Here is a 16,835-nt window from a genome sequence, read left to right as displayed (position 1 = left end):
ACCACGGTATCTCAGATATGAGATAACGCCACTCCGCCGGTCCCCGCGGGGGTGTGGGCGGGGGTGGGCCTGCATGGCAGGATCGCCACCATGCGAGCAACCACCATCCACGCCCCCGGTGACATCCGCTTCGAGGAGGTGCCCGACCCCCGGATCGAGGCGCCCACCGACGCGATCGTCAAGGTGGTCGCCGGCTGCATCTGCGGCTCCGACCTCTGGCCCTACCGCGGTCACAACGACATCGACGCGGGCTCCACCATCGGCCACGAGTGCGTGGGAGTGGTGGAGGAGGTCGGCGCGGACGTGAAGGACGTGCGCGTCGGCGACTTCGTCGTCGTGCCGTTCTGCCACAGCGACAACACGTGCGTCCACTGCCGCGCGGGCGTCCAGTCGGCCTGCACCCAGCTCGGCTTCACCACGAGCGGGCAGGGGGAGTACGTCCGGGCGACCCAGGCCGACGGCAGCCTCGTCGCGACCGACGGGATGCCCGACCAGGCGCTCGTCCCGTCCCTGCTCGCCCTCACCGACGTGATGGCCACCGGCTGGCACGCGGCGGTCGCCGCAGGCGTACGCCCCGGGGGCACCGCCGTCGTCGTCGGCGACGGCGCCGTGGGCCTGTGCGGCGTGCTCGCCGCCTCGCAGATGGGCGCCGACCGCGTCATCGCGATGTCGCGCCACGAGTCGCGCCAGGAGATCGCCCGCGCGTTCGGTGCGACCGATGTCGTGGCCGAGCGCGACGAGGAGGGCGAGGCGATCATCGCCGAGCTCACCAAGGGCGTCGGCGCCGACGCGGTGCTGGAGTGCGTCGGCACCGACGGCGCGATGAAGACGGCGTTCGCCGTCGCCCGGCCCGGCTCCACGGTCGGCTTTGTCGGGGTGCCCCACGGCGTCGAGCTTCCCGTGCGGCGGATGTTCCAGAAGAACGTCGGCCTCGCCGGCGGCATGGCCCCCGTGCGCCGCTACCTGCCGGACCTGCTCGAGCGTGTCCTGTCGGGCGCCATCGACCCCGGACGCGTCTTCGACCTGACGCTGCCCATGGCGCAGGCGGCCGAGGGCTACCGTGCGATGGACGAGCGCCGCGCGACCAAGGTCCTCCTCCAGCCGTGAGCACCTCGGACGCCCCCCTGGTCCTCGGCCCGCTCCTGCGCCACGTCGACGAGACGTCCGCGGCAGTGTGGGTCGAGACCCGCGACCGCGGGACGGTCACCGTGACCCGCGGCGCCGCTTCGGCCAGCGCGCCGACCTTCACCGTCCACGGGCACCACTACGCGCTCGTCTGCCTCGAGGGCCTCGAGCCGGGCAGCACCGGCACCTACTCGGTCGACATCGACGGTCGGCAGGTCTGGCCCGACCCCTCCTCCGCGTTCCCCGCCCCGGTGATCGCCACGCTGGAGGCAGGACGACCGCTCCGGCTCGCCTTCGGCTCGTGCCGCACGTCGGTCTCCCACGACGAGAAGGGCAACCGCACGCACGGCGTCGACGCCATGCGCGCTTGGGCGCTCGAGCTCGCCGGCCAGGTCGCGCCGATGGACCCCGACGACGAGGACCTCGACCCGAGCCGGATGCCCGACCTGGTGCTCTTCCTCGGCGACCAGGTCTACGCCGACGAGACGACCGAGGCGATGCGCGAGTTCATCAGCGCGCGGCGCGACATCGAGCAGGCGCCGTGGACCGAGCTCAAGGACTACGAGGAGTACGCCCACCTCTACGCCCTCGCGTGGTCGGACCCGGCGAACCGGTGGCTGCTGTCGACCGTGCCGAGCGCGATGATCTTCGACGACCACGACATCCGCGACGACTGGAACACCTCGCAGGACTGGCGCCGCGAGATGGAGGCCACCTCGTGGTGGCACGGGCGCATCGTCGCCGGTCTCGGGTCCTACTGGGTCTACCAGCACCTCGGCAACATGTCGCCGCAGGAGCGGGCCCAGGACGAGGTCTGGGCGCAGGTGCTCGCCCACTCGGGCGATGACGAGCTCGACCTCGGCGAGGTGCTCGACGCCTTCGCCGAGCGTGTCGACCAGCACCCGCGCACCTACCGCTGGAGCTACGTCCGCGAGTTCGACACCCAGGCGCGGCTCGTCGTGGTCGACTCGCGGGCCGCCCGTGAGCTCGAGCCCGACGCACGTGCGCTGCTCGACCCCGACGAGGCGGCATGGCTCGACGATCAGCTCCGCGGCGGTGTCGACCACCTGCTCATCGGCACGTCGCTGCCCTTCATGCTCGCCCGCGGGCTCCACCACCTCGAGGCCTTCAGCGAGGCCCTTGCCGACGGCGCCTGGGGTGAGCGCGGCGGTCGCGCGGGGGAGTGGCTGCGCCAGCTCGTCGACCTCGAGCACTGGGGCGCCTTCCAGAAGAGCTTCCAGGACGTGGTGCACCAGGTGATGGAGGTGGCCGCGGGAGAGCGCGGGGCCGCGCCGTCGACGGTGACCTTCCTGTCCGGCGACGTGCACCACAGCTACGTCAGCGAGGCCAAGCCCCTGCGACACGGCCCGCCGATGCGCTCCACGATCCTCCAGGCTGTCTGCTCACCCATCCGCAACCCCCTGTCACGCAACATGCGTTTCGCCACCGCGGTGCTGTCCTACGGGGTCGCCGGGCCCGTGGGCCGGCTGGCGTCGAGGTCGGCGCGGGTTCCCGACGCGCCGCTCACCTGGCGCTACGCCGAGGGTCCGTGGTTCGACAACAACCTCGCGTGCCTCCAGCTCGACGGACCCAGCCTGCGCATGTGGTGGGTCACCGGCGAGGTGATCGACGACCACGAGCGTCCCCGGCTGGCCAAGGTCGCGAGCTACGCCCTCGACGAGGATGGTCGCCCGCCCGCCCACGAGCGGGTGCACCAGCGCTTCAGGCGGGGGATGAAGCGCCGGCTGGAGGCGAAGGTCTTCGACCGGGTCAAGCAGCGCTGAGGGCGCCCTGGGCTGCGCCGGTCACACGGCGCTGAGCAGCCGGTCGCGGCCCTCGGCGCAGTCGCACGTGTCGGAGCACGGCAGGTAGGTGTGGCGCCCGTGCCCGCATCCCGCGCAGGGCAGGTCGTGCGACAGGTGGTCCGTGGTGGTCTCGACGGTGTCCCACATGGTCTGGCTCCTTCCCGCTCCCGGGTGGGCGGGGGCACCGGTTGCCCCTCGTCCTCGTGACGTCGAGAGTGGCACCGGATGACGCCGTTCGGGGCCCGACACCCGCTCGTTTACCCGATCTGGCACCCGAATGACCCGATGGGGCCATGCCTGGGTGGCCCGGCCGCGCGCGCGAGGGCAGAGGTCCGCGCACCCCTAGGATCACGTCATGGGTGGGGTGCACGAGCTGACGCGGCAGCAGGCCCGGCGCGTGGCCGTCCGCGCCCAGCTGCTCGACGCGCACCGCCCGACCGACGTCCTCGACACGATCCGCCACCTGGGATTCCTCCAGGTCGACCTCACCTCGGTGGTGGCCCTGCACGCCGACCTCGCGCTGTGGACCCGGCTGGGGAGCGCCTACGAGACCGACGACCTCGACGAGCTGGTCGGCAACGGCTCCGTCGTCGAGGTGCAGGGCCTGCTCCGGCCGGCCGAGGACGTCGCCCTCCTGCGCGCCGACATGGACGCCTGGCCGGGGGAGCCGCCGGTCAAGCCGTGGCAGGACGACCTCGCGGACTGGGTGGCCGCCAACGACGGGTGCCGGCGCGACGTGCTGGCCCACCTGCGGGCGGAGGGCCCGACGCCCGCCCGCGACCTGCCGGACACCTGCGAGGTGCCGTGGCGCTCGACGGGCTGGACCGACCACAAGAACGTCCTGAAGCTCCTCGAGTGCCTCGAGGCGCGCGGTGAGGTCGCGGTCGCGTCCCGCGAGGGGCGCGAGCGCCGGTGGGACCTCGCCGAGCGGGTCCACCCGGGCGACCCGACCGTGCCCGCCGAGGAAGCCCACCGCACCCTCGCCGGACGACGCCTCCGCGCCCTCGGGCTGGCGCGTCCGCGAGCGCTGGAGGCCTGGCACGAGCCGTACGCCGTCCGGGACGTCGGAGAGCCCGCGCGCGTCGAGGGCACCCGCGGCCAGTGGCGTGTCGACCCGGCGCTCCTCGACGATGCCGACGGCGACGCCTTCGAGGGGCGTACTGCGATCCTCTCGCCCCTCGACCGGCTGGTCTTCGACCGCAAGCGGATGGCGGACCTCTTCGGCTTCGACTACCAGCTCGAGATGTACAAGCCGGTCGAGGCACGGCGATGGGGCTACTGGGCCATGCCCGTCCTCGACGGCGACGAGCTGGTCGGCAAGGTCGACGCGACCGCCGACCCCGCGGCCGGCGTGCTCGTCGTCGACGCGGTGCACGAGGACGACGACTGGTCGGCCGGTCGCCGGTCTCGGGTCGACGCCGAGATCGAGGCCCTGGGGGAGTGGCTCGATCTCGAGGTCGTCCGGGCCTGACGCAGGGTCGTCAGGCGCCCAGGCCCAGCGCGGCGGCGAGGCCTTCGGGGTCCGCCACCGACAGCGTCGCACCGGGGTGCGCGATCGAGGCGGTCGGGTCGATCGACGGCACCGGCTCGTGGAAGGACAGGCACAGCGCGCGGTCACCGTTGGTGGTCATCGAGATCCCGCGGTCGCTGAGCGACAGGTGCGGAGGCCCGGCGGTCTTCACCCAGGAGAACCCGCCGGTGACCTCGGCGGAGGCGAGGTTGCTGCGCGGGGTGACCAGGCGCCACGGGCCGTAGCGGACGAAGAGCCACTCGGGCCCGACCTCGACGGTCGTGGTCCGGGGGGTGATGCCGAAAGCACGCCCGGCCACGGCGTACGACGGCGTGAAGGCGAAGTCGAAGGTCCCCACCTCCTCCACGGGATCGCCGTCACCACCGCCCGGGGAGCCGGCCACGAGACGGCGCAGGGCCAGCGCTGCGGGGACCCGGTAGGGCTGCGCGACAGCAGCCGAGCGGCCCGGGACGCGCAGCACGGCTCGGCAGCCGTCGGGGGCAGGGAGCACGTGGTGGTCCATGCCCACCTCGACGGGCCCGCGTCCGACCTGCCAGGACCATGAGCGCTCGGCGTGGTCGACGTGGGTGACCGTGAAGTCGACCGAGAGTCCGGCCGGGCCGTGGACGCGACCGGTCGTGCCCGTCGTCAGCACGGTGTCGGAGGCCTCGACCGAGCTGATCTGCGGTGCCCACGTCGGCCAGAGCTCGGGGGTGGTGAAGAGCCGCCACGCCTCACCGGCGCCAGCGGGTCCGTGCGCGTCGACCAGCACGGGATCAGAGCCTGACGGTGTCGTTGTCGCCCATGTCGGGCGTGTGCCGGCCGACGAGGCCCTTGGCGAGCTCGACGGCGGCCCTCACCTTGCCCGGCGACTCCCAGTACTCCGCGGTCGCACCATCGACCTCCAGGAGCACGTTCGACGCGTCCTCCGGTCCGCCCGACATGAATGCGCCGGCGGAGGCGTCCCACAGCTCCCGGAGCTTCGCGCGGTCCTCGCTGACGCGCGCGGTGCCGGAGAGCGAGACCCAACCGGCGTCGCTGGAGTAGGACACGTTGACGCGGGGGTCGGCCTCGATGGCGCGGACCTTGTCGGTGTCGCGCTCGGTGAGGAACCAGGTGGTGCCGGGCTGCTCGAAGTCCTGCGTCCCCATCGGCGTGGACACGAGCGCGCCCTCGGGGCTCACGTAGGTCAGCACCGCGATGCGCGTGTCCTCCATGATCCGGGCGACGGTCTCGAGCTGGTCGTCGTGTGAGGTCATGCCACGACCATGGCACGCCGCCCCAGGACCGGGCCTCATCCTGCGGGGCGAGCGCTGTCACGTCCCTGCCGCACAGGACGTCGTACTGGCAGGATGACGGGCAGCCGCCGGGCGGGAGGCCGCGGCGCGCAGACAGGGGAGAGCAGCACGCATGACCACCACGCACCCGGCCGACGACCACGACCTCATCCGGGTCGAGGGAGCGCGCGAGAACAACCTCAGGGACGTCACCGTCGAGCTGCCCAAGCGGCGCCTGACGGTCTTCACCGGCGTGTCCGGGTCGGGCAAGAGCTCGCTCGTCTTCGCCACGATCGCTGCGGAGTCGCAGCGGATGATCAACGAGACCTACAGCGCCTTCGTGCAGGGCTTCATGCCGTCGCTGGCCCGACCCGACGTCGACCACCTCGAGGGCCTGACGACCGCGATCATCGTCGACCAGGAGCGGATGGGTGCCAACCCTCGCTCGACGGTCGGCACGGCCACCGACGCCAACGCGATGCTGCGGATCCTCTTCAGCCGCCTCGGCGACCCCTACGTCGGCCCGCCGACGGCCTACTCCTTCAACGTCCCCACCCGCAAGGCCAGCGGGATGATGACCACCGAGAAGGGCGGGCGCACCGAGCGCAAGGTCGCCAAGCAGGAGGTGTACCTCGGCGGCATGTGCCCGCGCTGCGAGGGCATGGGCAAGGTCAACGACATCGACCTGACCGCGCTCTACGACGCCGACAAGTCGCTCGCCGACGGGGCGCTCACGGTGCCCGGCTACTCCATGGACGGGTGGTACGGCCGGCTCTTCGAGGGCATGGGCCTGCCGATGGACAAGCCGATCAGGACCTTCACGAAGAAGCAGCTCGAGACGATGCTGTGGTCGGAGCCGACCAAGATCAAGGTCGAGGGCGTCAACCTCACGTTCAACGGCATCATCCCGCAGATCCAGAAGTCGATGCTGTCCAAGGACCCCGAGGCGATGCAGCCGCACGTACGCCGCTTCGTGGACCGCGCGGTGACCTTCCAGACGTGTCCGGACTGCGAGGGGACGCGACTCACGCCCGAGGCGCGGAGGTCGACGATCGGTGGGAAGTCGATCGCGGACCTGTGCGAGATGCAGATCAGCGACCTCGCCGACTGGGTCCGCGCGCTCGACGAGCCGTCGGTCGCGCCGCTGCTCAAGGGCCTGCAGCACCTGCTCGACTCGTTCTCCGAGATCGGCCTGGGCTACCTCTCGCTCGACCGTCCGGCCGGGACGCTGTCGGGCGGCGAGGCGCAGCGCACGAAGATGATCCGGCACCTCGGCTCCTCGCTCACCGACGTCACCTACGTCTTCGACGAGCCCACCATCGGCCTACACCCGCACGACATCGAACGGATGAACGACCTCCTGCTCCAGCTGCGCGACAAGGGCAACACCGTGCTGGTGGTGGAGCACAAGCCCGAGACCATCGCGATCGCCGACCACGTCGTCGACATCGGACCGGGCGCGGGCGCCGAGGGCGGGACGATCTGCTTCGAGGGTGATGTGGACGGACTGCGCGCCAGCGACACGGTCACCGGCCGGCACCTCGACGACCGGGCCCGGCTCAAGGAGTCCGTGCGCGGGGCGACCGGGGCGATGGCGGTCCGCGGCGCCTCGACACACAACCTCCGCGACGTCGACGTCGACGTGCCCCTGGGCGTGCTGACGGTCGTCACCGGGGTCGCCGGCTCCGGCAAGAGCTCGCTGATCCACGGATCGCTGGCCGGCCGCGACGAGGTCGTCGTGATCGACCAGGGCGCGATCAAGGGGTCGAGGCGCAGCAACCCCGCGACGTACACCGGACTGCTCGAGCCCATCCGCAAGGCATTCGCCAAGGCCAACGGCGTGAAGCCCGCGCTCTTCAGCGCCAACTCCGAGGGCGCGTGCCCGACCTGCAACGGCGCGGGCGTGATCTTCACCGAGCTCGGCCCGATGGCGACCGTCGAGTCGCCCTGCGAGGAGTGCGAGGGCCGCCGCTTCCGTGCCGAGGTGCTCGAGCACACGCTCGGCGGCAAGGACATCGCCGAGGTGCACGAGATGTCGGTGGTCGCGGCGCTGGAGCACTTCAGCGAGGGAGAGGCGAGGATCCCGGCCGCCGGGAAGATCCTCGAGCGCCTCGCCGACGTCGGACTGGGCTACGTCACGCTCGGCCAGCCGCTGACGACGTTGTCGGGCGGCGAGCGCCAGCGGTTGAAGCTCGCCACGCAGATGGGGGAGAAGGGCGACGTCTACATCCTCGACGAGCCCACGACCGGCCTCCACCTCGCGGACGTCGCCAACCTCCTCGGGCTGCTGGACCGCCTCGTCGACTCCGGGAAGTCGGTCATCGTCATCGAGCACCACCAGGCCGTGATGGCCCACGCCGACTGGATCATCGACCTCGGTCCGGGCGCGGGCCACGACGGCGGCGCCATCGTCTTCGAGGGGCCCCCGGCCGAAATGGTGGCCGCGGGGACACCGACGCTGACCGGCCAGCACCTGGCGGCGTACGTCGGCGCCTGAGGTCGCGGCCGGATCAGCCCTGGCAGACCGGGCACCAGAACAGCCGCCGGGCGGCGATCTGCGCGTCCAGCACCGGGGTCCCGCAGATCCGGCACGGCAGCCCGGCCCGTCCGTAGACGTAGTGCGAGTCGACCCTCCGGGGCCGGCCCGCCGGACGCTCCCGGTCCTCCGGCAGGGTGGTCACGATGCGCCCGGCGCGCACACCTGCGCGCAGGAGCACGACGAGGTCGTCCCAGAGCTGCCCCAGGGTCCCGCCGTCGTGCTCGCGGCCGGGGCGGTAGGGATCGAGGCGCTGCCGGAACAGGACCTCGGCTCGGTAGACGTTGCCGACCCCCGCGACGACCGACTGGTCCATGAGCAGGGTGGCGATCGGGGCCCGGCTGCGCCGGACGCGTGCCACGAACGCCTCGGCGTCCGGTCGGCGGCGCAGGGGGTCGGGACCGAGCCGCGCGAGCACCGACGCGCGCTCGGCGCCGGTCATCACCTCGCAGGCGGTCGGTCCCCGCAGCTCGAGCCAGTGTCCTGCACCGACCAGCCTCAGTCGCAGCGCCCCGCGCGGCTCCGGGGCGGGAAGGACGCCGTCGCGGAACTTGCCGTAGAGCCCGAGGTGCACGTGCAGCCAGAGGTCGTCGTAGCGGTGGAACAGGTGCTTGCCCCACGCGTCGGTCGCGCCGAGCACCCGTCCGTCGAGCAACCGCGCGCCGTCGGCGAAGCGCCCCTGCGGACTGTCGACGGCGATGCGCTGGCCGACCAGCATCGCCGCGTGGTGGCGGGCGAGTCGATGGATGGTGTGTCCCTCTGGCACTCCGTGATCGTGACCGACGGGTCCAACCCCACGGCTCGCCGGCACCTGCGAGCATGGGGGACATGAGCCCGCACAGCCTCCGCGAGACCATCGCCTCCCGCCCCGTCGTCCTCGACGGAGGGCTCGCCACCCTGCTCGAACGGCACGGTCACGACCTGTCGAGCGACCTGTGGTCCGCGCGCCTGCTGCTCGACGACCCGGCCGCGATCGAGGCGGCCCACCGGGAGTTCTTCGCTGCGGGCGCCGAGGTCGCGACGACTGCGTCCTACCAGGTCTCCTTCGAGGGCTTCGGCGCCGCAGGCGCCGACCGTGACGAGGTCGAGACCCTCCTGCGCCGCAGCGTGGCGCTGGCCGCCGCGGCCCGCGACGCCGCAGCCCCGGACGGCTGGGTCGCCGCGTCCGTGGGGCCGTACGGCGCCGCGCTCGCCGACGGGTCGGAGTACCGCGGCGACTACGACCTCGACGTCGACGGGCTGCGGGCCTTCCACCGACCCCGGCTCGACGTGCTCGCCTCGACCGTGGGGGAGGGCGCCGACGTGCTGGCGGTGGAGACCATCCCGTGCCTGGCCGAGGTCGAGGCTGTCCTGGCCGAGCTCGACGGCACCGGCATCCCGGCGTGGCTGTCCCTGTCGGCTGCGGACGGACGCACCCGGGCAGGGGAGCCGCTCGAGGAGGCGTTCGCGATGGCGGCCGACGTCGCCGAGGTGCTGGCGGTCGGGGTCAACTGCACGACACCGGTCGACGCCCGCGACGCCGTCCAGCTCGCCGGCCCCCACGGCCCCGTCGTGGTCTACCCCAACTCCGGACAGTCGTGGAACGCCGAGACCCGCGAGTGGGAGGGGCGCTCGGACTTCACCGCCCAGGACGTCGACGCATGGGTGGTCTCGGGCGCCCGGCTCGTCGGTGGTTGCTGCCGCGTCGGGCCGGAGGACGTCACGGCCCTGCGGACGACGCTGGGGGCGTGAGGTGTCCGACCGGTTCGCCGACGCCGTCGCCTCGATGCCCATCCTCCAGGCGATGGGCATCCGTCTCGTCGAGGTGGGGCCGGGCCGTGCTGTCGCCGACCTGCCGGCCGAGCCCAACGTCAACCACTTCGGCGTCACCTACGCCGGGTCGCTGTTCAGCGTCGCCGAGATGCTCGGTGGCGTGCTGAGCCTGGCGACCTTCGACCTCGACCCGGACGGCGAGCTCGCGGGCTTCGTGCCGCTCGTCAAGGAGTCGACCATCCGGTTCCGGCGGCCCGCGCTGGGCGTCGTACGCGCCGCGACGAGCCTGTCCGACGACGAGGTGGCGCGGGTGCGCCGCGACGCGCTCGCGACCGGCAGGGGAGAGTTCGTGCTGGAGGCGTCGATCACCGACGCGCAGGACGAGGTCGTGGCCACGACCGTCGGGACCTATCAGCTGCGGCGGTTCTGATGCGGCGCTGCCGGCTGCACGTGATGGGCGCCAGCGGATCGGGCACGACGACGCTGGCACGCACCCTCGCGTCGTGGTGGTCGGTCCCGCACGCGGACGCCGACGACTACTTCTGGGTGCCCACCGACCCGCCGTACGCCGAGAAACGTCCCGAGGCCGACCGGATCACCCTCATGCGGCGGGTGTTCGTGCCGCGCGAGGCGTGGGTGCTGTCGGGCTCGATGCTGGGCTGGGGCGAGGAGATCGTCGCTGAGTGCGACGCGGTGGTCTTCCTGCGGCTCGACCCGGCTGAGCGGATGCGCCGGCTGCACGCCCGCGAGGAGCTGCGCCGGGAGGGGCGCACGTCCGACCCGGGCGCCTGGGAGGAGTTCCTCACCTGGGCGAGCGGCTACGACGACCCGGAGTTCACCGGTCGCAGCCTCTGGGCCCACGAGGAGTGGCTCGCCGAGGTGGGGCGACCGGTGCTGACGCTCGACAGCGTCGCACCTCCGGACGAGCTGCGCGACGCGGTGCTGGCCTGGGAGCCGAGCTGACGCGGCCCTCTCAGCCGAGGGGAGTCCGCCCGGAGCACGAGGCGATCCCGAGCCACGTGTGCCGGTTGCCCCACCAGCACCACCCGACCTTGGCCGCGTCCTTGCGCTCGCGCCCGTCGCGACCGGTGCCGTTGCTGATCCACAGCGCCGGCGTGCGGGCGTCGTAGGTCCCGTTGGCCTTGGGCAGCCTGGACCCGATGGTCATGAAGCACCGGTTGCGCTCGAGCACGTCGGGGTCCTGGAGGACCCAGTGGATCCCCTCGCCGAGGGTGAGCGGCGATCGGCCCGCCGCCAGGATCTCCGGCAGGCACTCCTCGGGGCTCCGGTTCGCGTGCTCGTCGCCGCGGGTGGGCCCGCTGACGACGTACGGCGTCGGCGGCAGGGGAGCGGCGTCGAAGGCGTCCACGTCCGTCATGTCCTCGACCACGAAGCCGGTCCGCTCGCCCCGGGTCATCAGCGGAGCCAGCGTGGAGGCCGGTGCCGCGGTGACGAGCAGGCCGTCAGCAGACGTCGCGGCGGCGGCTCGCAGCTGGTCGGCAGTGAGACCGGCGTGCTCGTGCACACCGAGTGAGATGAGTCGGTCAGCCTGGACTGTGGGACTGGGCAGCATGGGTTCCTCTCGACGCACGACGGGCGAGTGTCCAACGCGTCGTGCGCCGCAGGGGTTCCCGTGACAGTGTTGTACGCAGTGACGATTTGATACCAGAGTGGTATCATTCCAGCATGGCCATGACGTTGCGACTCACGGACGACGAGACGGAGGCCCTGCGCGCGCAGGCCGAGGCCGAGGACCGCTCGATGCAGGACGTCGCTCGCGCCGCCGTCAGGGAGTACGTCGACCGGCACGCCCACGAGGCGTCGGTGCGCGACGCCTCGTCCCGACTGCGTTCGAGGTACGCCGACGTGCTGCGGCGACTCGGCGAGTGACCACGCACCTGACGCTGGAGGACCTGTTGCTGCTCGCCCAGGACCTCGGCGTCGGACCCGTGCGGGACATCGGCCTGCTCGACTCCGCGGCACACCGTCCTCGGACGCGCCTGTGGGGAGACGACGCCTACACCAGCATCGAGGAGAAGGCCGCTGCGTTGCTGCAGTCCCTCCTGGGGAACCACGCGCTGGTCGACGGCAACAAGCGACTCGGATGGTTGGCCGCGCTGGTCTTCCTGGACCTCAACGGCGTCGAGATCGACGCACCCGACGACGATGCGTACGACTTCGTCATCTCGATCGCCGACGGACGACTGTCCGACACCGATGCCATCGCAGAGGTACTCCGGAGGTGCGCTGGCCGCTGGATGGACTAGGGAAGAGAAGTAGCGATGGGGAGACCTAAAGCGTCCTCCGTGACACGATTCGTGGTGTGCTCGCCAACGTTCCCTGTGCGATCTGCGGTGGTTCAACGCGTCTGCTGATCTGTGATGAGTGCCTACCTGCCGAGAAGGTCAGGCAGTCAGCGACTGTGCGCGTCGGGGATGAACGGAATCCGATCACCATGCGGCTTCGTGCAGGCGATCGGGCAGCAGGCACCCAGCTCGATGTCACGATGCGGATTGAGTGGAACCACGATCGTGGTCGTGAAGAGCGCAAGGTGATCGTCATAGACCAGCGGTCAGGGCGGTACTGGCAGCGGTGGTACTCCTTAGAAACCGGAGAGGTGACTTGGGAGAAGGAAGGAAGTCGCACCGACCAGTCGATCCACGGTCCGGAGTCGCATCGACCTGGCACCGCCCCCGACCAGTAGCACGGGGGAGGTTTCAACAACTGCCGCGGCTTCCCCCGCGTACTGTCGCCCGCGTGCAAGAGCCGACTGACCTAGAGCAGTACTTCGCTGGGCTGCACGAGTTCGACACCAGCGACGTCGCTCGCCATGTCGTCCGCACGGTGGTCCTAGAGCGTTTCGTCGCTCTCGACGCAGCCCTGAACGACGTTCTGGCCATGCGCTACGCCCGCGACCAAGAGGCTGCCGACGTGCTGGCGGAGCGAGTCTTCAGTCGAGTCTCCATGCAGGACCGCATCGCGCTGCTGACCACGGTCTTGGACGCTGACCTGATGGATCGGTGGCCCTTCCTCCCGGAAGTTCTGGCACGAGTGAACAAGTTGCGCAACGCGTTGGCACATGGCTTCGTTGAGCGTGTCGATGGGCACTTCCGCATCACGACTGTCAACAGGGGCTCCGTGAAGCGACTGACGTACACCTCCCAGGAACTTGCGTGGCTGTCGTGGCAGTCCCAGGTCGCGTGGACTGAGTTGAGGTCGCTGTGGGCAGCGCTTGTACCGGACTCGGATGACTGGTTCGGCTCGGAGTCCTGACGCAGCTGACATGTCTCTCGGGGCTGCGGGTCGATCGTTCCGCATCAAGCACGAGAGCGTTCCCGGCGGGGGCGTCCCGCAAGCGACGGAGTTGCGTGCTGGACTAGCCGGTGGCACTGGGTGGTGGAGTGGCAGAGACGAGGGACTCCGCACCTGCATCTGGCCGTATATGCCCCTGTGGGCTGGACTCCACCCGGTTCGCCGATAACTGACATTATGTCAGATAGAGGGGGTCGGGCCCTCCCCGCCAGCGGCCACGAACTACACCGGTGTCGGACGTCCCCTACGGTTGGACGCATGGCTGACATCCCGACGTACGCCCTGAACGACGGCACCCCGATCCCGGCGATCGGCTTCGGCACGTACCCGCTGCGCGGCGAGGCCGGCACCGGCGCGATCCTCAGCGCACTGGAAGCCGGCTACCGGCTGCTCGACACCGCGGTGAACTACGAGAACGAGTTCGAGGTCGGCGAGGCGCTGCGTCGCTCCGGGCTCGCTCGCGACGAGGTGCTCGTGGCCAGCAAGATCCCCGGCCGCCACCACGGCTACGACGACGCCATCGCCTCGGTGCGCGGCTCGCTGGAGCGTCTCGGCCTCGAGCACACCGACCTGCACCTCATCCACTGGCCCAACCCCAGCCAGGGGAAGTACGTCGAGGCATGGCGCGCGCTCGTGCAGCTGCAGAAGGACGGACTGGTCCGCTCCATCGGTGTCTCGAACTTCACCGAGGATCACCTCGCCCGCATCATCGACGACACCGGCGTCACGCCCGCGGTCAACCAGGTCGAGCTGCACCCGCGCTTCCCGCAGGACCGGATGCGCGAGGTGCACGAGCGCCTCGGCATCCGTACCGAGGCGTGGAGCCCGATGGGCAAGCGTCGTGCCCCGCTCGACGAGGACGCCGTCACCTCCGCGGCGCGCGCCCACGACGTCTCCCCCGGCCAGGTCATCCTGCGCTGGCACGTCCAGCTCGGATCCGTGCCGATCCCCAAGTCGGCCGACGCGGGACGCCAGGCGCAGAACCTCGACGTCTTCGGCTTCGAGCTCTCCGACGGCGAGATGGCGGCCATCACCGCCCTCGGCGAGGACGACGGGCGCCTGTTCGGCGGCGACCCCGACACCCACGAGGAGATGTGAGGCGCGGCTCGCCTACGATCGCCCGCATGTCGAAGCGACCCGCACTGAAGCGTCCTGCCGCCGTCCTGGCGTGCCTGTCCGTCCTCGTCCTCGCCGGGTGCGGTGACAGCGGCGACGACACCGCGTCGGACCCCGCCGGCAGCTCGGAGTCGTCCTCGGAGAGCACGGCCTCCGGCGAGACGGCCACGTGCGAGTACCCCGAGGACGGCCGCGAGGCCGCCCGCGAGGTCGAGGCGCCGGACGCCGACGCGCAGGCCGAGGGCACGGTCGCTGCGACCATCACGACCAACTTCGGCGACATCGGCCTCACCCTCGACGCCGAAAGCGCGCCGTGCACGGTCAACTCGTTCGTCTCACTGGCCGAGCAGGGGTTCTACGACGACACCCCGTGCCCGCGCATCGGCGACATGGAGGGCTTCGGCATCCTCCAGTGCGGTGACCCGACCGGCACCGGAGCGGGCGGCGCGGGCTACTCCTTCGCCGACGAGCTGACCGGCGACGAGGCCTACCCCGCCGGCACCCTGGCCATGGCCAACGCCGGGCCCGACACCAACGGCTCGCAGTTCTTCCTCGTCTTCCGCGACTCGCAGTTCCCGCCGAGCTACAACGTGTTCGGCACGATCGACGCCGCGGGCCTCGAGGTGCTCGACGAGATCGCCGCGGTGGGCAACGACAACGCCAACCCCGCGGGTGGCGGCGCCCCCAACGAGGACGTCACGATCGAGTCGGTCACGGTCGGCTGACGGGCTCCTCCGGGGCCAGGTCGTCGTAGACGACGTCCTCGCCCAGCTGCACGGTCCGCGAGACCGTGCACAAGCGGTCGCGCGACATCGCGATGGCCGACTGCACCCGGTCGCGTGCAGCGTCGCCGTCGGGTCCTTCGGGGAACTCCACCTCGAAGGACACCCGCAGCCCGGTCAGGTGGTTGCCGTGCTCGTCGCGCACCTTCTCGCCCTCGGCTCGTACGTCGAAGCGGGTGCTGGTCGTGCGCTTGTGCGTGATCGCCTCGACATCGAGCGCGCTGCATCCGGCGATCGCGGCCAGGAGGAGCTCGACCGGCGTGAAGTCGGGGTCGTCTCCCCCGGTGCCGAAGAAGGTCTCCCCACCACGGGCGTTGGTGGCCTTGAAGCGGGCCGGGCCGATGCGGGTGATGTCGACGCTGCGCAGGGTCTCGTCCGTCATGCAGGACACCCTGCCAGAGGGGGTTCTGGCGCGGGGTCAGCGTGGGGCGCGACGCCCTGCGCGACGAGCGCGGCGCTCCTCACGTCGGGCGATCTCCACGCTCCGCAGGAGGGCTTGGTCCTCGACCGAGTGGGCCCGTGCATCGACGAGGCTCAGGGCGAGGTGCAGCTGCGAGATCATGGAGATCTGTCCTTCCGAGGGCATCCGGCCCTCCACGTGATGAGCAGTGAATGTAAGATGTGGTCGCGCGATCGCGACTCTTACATGCTAGTGACCCCGTCGGTCCTCCCCTGCATCGCGGACGGGGTGATCTCGACCACCTGCCGACGCCTGGTCGCGACCGCCCTGCGGTTAGGGTCGACGGGTGGTGAGCGAGCGCGTCAGACGTCCCGGTCCCTCGGTCCGGACCCGGGTCGTGGAGCACTTCCCCGAGCGTGAGGTCCCCCGAGAGGACCGACTCATCACCGAGGAGCCGCTGGAGATCCGCGTCCGCGCCGGGGCGCTCCCGCCGCGGCGTGCCTGGGTCACGATGCGCACCCCTGGCCACGACTTCGAGCTCGCCGCCGGGTGGCTGGTGCACGAGGGGGTGGCCGACCCCGCCGCGCTCACGCAGGTGGCCTACTGCACCGACACCGACCTGGCTCCCGAGCAGGAGTTCAACGTCGTCACCGTGACGCTGACCGATGCTGCGGACCTCCCCCACCGGCACGTCTCCGCCTCCGCCGGATCATCGGCCTGCGGGGTCTGCGGCAAGGACAGCGTCGAGGACGCGCTCACCGCCCGGACGGCGGCGCCGTGGGCGGGACCGCGCCCACACGCTGACGTCGTACGACGTCTGCCCGACGCGCTGCGTGAGCGCCAGACCCTCTTCGAGCGCACCGGCGGGGTGCACGCCGCGGGGCTCGCCGATGCCGACGGCACGCTGCTGGTCGTGCGCGAGGACGTGGGGCGCCACAACGCGGTCGACAAGGTCGTGGGCGCCCGCGTGCTGGCCGGTGAGCCGGCGGCCGCCGCGTGCCTCGTGCTCAGCGGACGGGTCGGCTTCGAGCTGGTCCAGAAGGCCGCCGCCAGCGGCGTCGGCTCCATCGTCGCCGTCGGGGCGCCCACCAGCCTGGCGGCCCGCCTCGCCGAAAACGCCGGCATCGACCTGTGGGGATTCACCTCCCCGGGGCGCTCCGTCCGCTACTGCTGAGCGCCCTCGCGGCGTGGTGGCCCACCGCTGTCGGTGCGGCGTCCTA

At 71.5% G+C, this 16,835-nt stretch carries 20 protein-coding genes; 14 read left to right on the top strand and 6 right to left on the bottom strand.

The window, feature by feature from the left end; genetic code table 11:
- The first annotated feature begins 90 nt into the window (after nt 1-90).
- Both K4G59_RS17000 and K4G59_RS16995 read left to right on the top strand, forming a co-directional pair.
- Nucleotides 91-1,107 carry a zinc-dependent alcohol dehydrogenase family protein gene (locus K4G59_RS17000; protein ID WP_231252249.1) on the top strand — a complete coding sequence of 339 codons (1,017 nt, stop codon included), beginning with the start codon at nt 91-93 and terminating at the stop codon, nt 1,105-1,107.
- Nucleotides 1,104-2,909 (top strand): alkaline phosphatase D family protein, encoded by a 1,806-nt coding sequence (locus K4G59_RS16995; RefSeq protein WP_231252248.1) that lies wholly within the window; start codon nt 1,104-1,106, stop codon nt 2,907-2,909. Before K4G59_RS17000 ends, K4G59_RS16995 begins: the two co-directional genes overlap by 4 nt.
- Nucleotides 2,910-2,930: 21 nt before the next feature.
- On the opposite strand, the gene K4G59_RS16990 is transcribed toward K4G59_RS16995, so the two are convergent.
- Nucleotides 2,931-3,077, bottom strand: a complete 147-nt coding sequence (locus K4G59_RS16990; RefSeq protein WP_231252247.1) for a hypothetical protein — start codon at nt 3,075-3,077, stop codon at nt 2,931-2,933.
- Between the two features lie 208 nt (nt 3,078-3,285).
- Here K4G59_RS16990 and K4G59_RS16985 point away from each other — a divergent pair, with 208 nt between their 5' ends.
- Nucleotides 3,286-4,401 carry a DNA glycosylase AlkZ-like family protein gene (locus tag K4G59_RS16985; RefSeq protein ID WP_231252246.1) on the top strand — a complete coding sequence of 372 codons (1,116 nt, stop codon included), beginning with the start codon at nt 3,286-3,288 and terminating at the stop codon, nt 4,399-4,401.
- A gap of 10 nt (nt 4,402-4,411) precedes the next feature.
- Here the strand turns inward: K4G59_RS16985 and K4G59_RS16980 are convergent, their stop codons facing one another.
- Nucleotides 4,412-5,212 carry an SRPBCC family protein gene (locus K4G59_RS16980; protein WP_231252245.1) on the bottom strand — a complete coding sequence of 267 codons (801 nt, stop codon included), beginning with the start codon at nt 5,210-5,212 and terminating at the stop codon, nt 4,412-4,414.
- Nucleotides 5,213-5,216: 4 nt separating this feature from the next.
- Complete coding sequence (locus tag K4G59_RS16975) at nt 5,217-5,699, bottom strand: pyridoxamine 5'-phosphate oxidase family protein (protein ID WP_231252244.1); 483 nt, start codon at nt 5,697-5,699, stop codon at nt 5,217-5,219.
- A 151-nt stretch (nt 5,700-5,850) separates the two neighbouring features.
- Between K4G59_RS16975 and K4G59_RS16970 the strand changes: the two genes are divergently transcribed.
- A complete protein-coding gene (locus tag K4G59_RS16970; protein WP_231252243.1) occupies nt 5,851-8,214 on the top strand; it encodes an ATP-binding cassette domain-containing protein in 2,364 nt (787 codons plus the stop codon).
- Nucleotides 8,215-8,227: 13 nt separating this feature from the next.
- Here the strand turns inward: K4G59_RS16970 and K4G59_RS16965 are convergent, their stop codons facing one another.
- Complete coding sequence (locus K4G59_RS16965; protein ID WP_231252242.1) at nt 8,228-9,019, bottom strand: Fpg/Nei family DNA glycosylase; 792 nt, start codon at nt 9,017-9,019, stop codon at nt 8,228-8,230.
- A 62-nt stretch (nt 9,020-9,081) separates the two neighbouring features.
- Between K4G59_RS16965 and mmuM the strand changes: the two genes are divergently transcribed.
- From mmuM to K4G59_RS16950, 3 genes are read left to right on the top strand one after another with little or no spacing between them, the layout of a single operon-like run.
- On the top strand, nt 9,082-9,984 hold the full coding sequence (mmuM, locus tag K4G59_RS16960) for a homocysteine S-methyltransferase (protein ID WP_231252241.1): 903 nt from the start codon (nt 9,082-9,084) through the stop codon (nt 9,982-9,984).
- 1 nt (nt 9,985) lies between these two features.
- Entirely contained in the window at nt 9,986-10,435 is a 450-nt protein-coding gene (locus K4G59_RS16955; RefSeq protein ID WP_231252240.1) for a PaaI family thioesterase, read from the top strand.
- 23 nt (nt 10,436-10,458) lie between these two features.
- Nucleotides 10,459-10,968 (top strand): P-loop NTPase family protein, encoded by a 510-nt coding sequence (locus tag K4G59_RS16950; RefSeq protein ID WP_231252239.1) that lies wholly within the window; start codon nt 10,459-10,461, stop codon nt 10,966-10,968.
- Nucleotides 10,969-10,978: 10 nt separating this feature from the next.
- Here the strand turns inward: K4G59_RS16950 and K4G59_RS16945 are convergent, their stop codons facing one another.
- Nucleotides 10,979-11,578, bottom strand: coding sequence for a DUF5701 family protein (locus K4G59_RS16945; RefSeq protein ID WP_269210328.1), 600 nt, complete (start codon nt 11,576-11,578; stop codon nt 10,979-10,981).
- A 113-nt stretch (nt 11,579-11,691) separates the two neighbouring features.
- Between K4G59_RS16945 and K4G59_RS16940 the strand changes: the two genes are divergently transcribed.
- The 6 genes from K4G59_RS16940 to K4G59_RS16915 all read left to right on the top strand — a co-directional run bounded on the left by K4G59_RS16940 (nt 11,692) and on the right by K4G59_RS16915 (nt 15,158).
- Nucleotides 11,692-11,895 carry a ribbon-helix-helix protein, CopG family gene (locus K4G59_RS16940; protein WP_231252237.1) on the top strand — a complete coding sequence of 68 codons (204 nt, stop codon included), beginning with the start codon at nt 11,692-11,694 and terminating at the stop codon, nt 11,893-11,895.
- On the top strand, nt 11,892-12,272 hold the full coding sequence (locus tag K4G59_RS16935) for a type II toxin-antitoxin system death-on-curing family toxin (RefSeq protein WP_231252236.1): 381 nt from the start codon (nt 11,892-11,894) through the stop codon (nt 12,270-12,272). The genes K4G59_RS16940 and K4G59_RS16935 overlap by 4 nt, the downstream gene beginning before the upstream one ends.
- Nucleotides 12,273-12,328: 56 nt before the next feature.
- A complete protein-coding gene (locus tag K4G59_RS16930) occupies nt 12,329-12,709 on the top strand; it encodes a hypothetical protein (RefSeq protein ID WP_231252235.1) in 381 nt (126 codons plus the stop codon).
- Between the two features lie 53 nt (nt 12,710-12,762).
- A complete protein-coding gene (locus K4G59_RS16925; protein WP_231252234.1) occupies nt 12,763-13,278 on the top strand; it encodes a hypothetical protein in 516 nt (171 codons plus the stop codon).
- Between the two features lie 297 nt (nt 13,279-13,575).
- On the top strand, nt 13,576-14,415 hold the full coding sequence (locus K4G59_RS16920) for an aldo/keto reductase (RefSeq protein WP_231252233.1): 840 nt from the start codon (nt 13,576-13,578) through the stop codon (nt 14,413-14,415).
- Nucleotides 14,416-14,441: 26 nt separating this feature from the next.
- The gene (locus K4G59_RS16915; RefSeq protein ID WP_231252232.1) at nt 14,442-15,158 is read left to right on the top strand and encodes a peptidylprolyl isomerase; all 717 of its coding nucleotides are present in this window, start codon (nt 14,442-14,444) and stop codon (nt 15,156-15,158) included.
- On the opposite strand, the gene K4G59_RS16910 is transcribed toward K4G59_RS16915, so the two are convergent.
- Nucleotides 15,145-15,597, bottom strand: coding sequence for an OsmC family protein (locus K4G59_RS16910; protein ID WP_231252231.1), 453 nt, complete (start codon nt 15,595-15,597; stop codon nt 15,145-15,147). The genes K4G59_RS16915 and K4G59_RS16910 overlap by 14 nt on opposite strands.
- Before the next feature lie 367 nt (nt 15,598-15,964).
- Here K4G59_RS16910 and K4G59_RS16905 point away from each other — a divergent pair, with 367 nt between their 5' ends.
- A complete protein-coding gene (locus tag K4G59_RS16905) occupies nt 15,965-16,789 on the top strand; it encodes a formate dehydrogenase accessory sulfurtransferase FdhD (protein ID WP_231252230.1) in 825 nt (274 codons plus the stop codon).
- Nucleotides 16,790-16,835 lie beyond the last annotated feature (46 nt).

The organism is Nocardioides furvisabuli (genome assembly GCF_021083185.1).
Taxonomy (GTDB): Bacteria; Actinomycetota; Actinomycetes; order Propionibacteriales; family Nocardioidaceae; genus Nocardioides; species Nocardioides furvisabuli.
The sequence above is the reverse complement of the archived record's forward strand: the minus strand, read 5'-3'. Positions and strand labels throughout refer to the sequence as shown.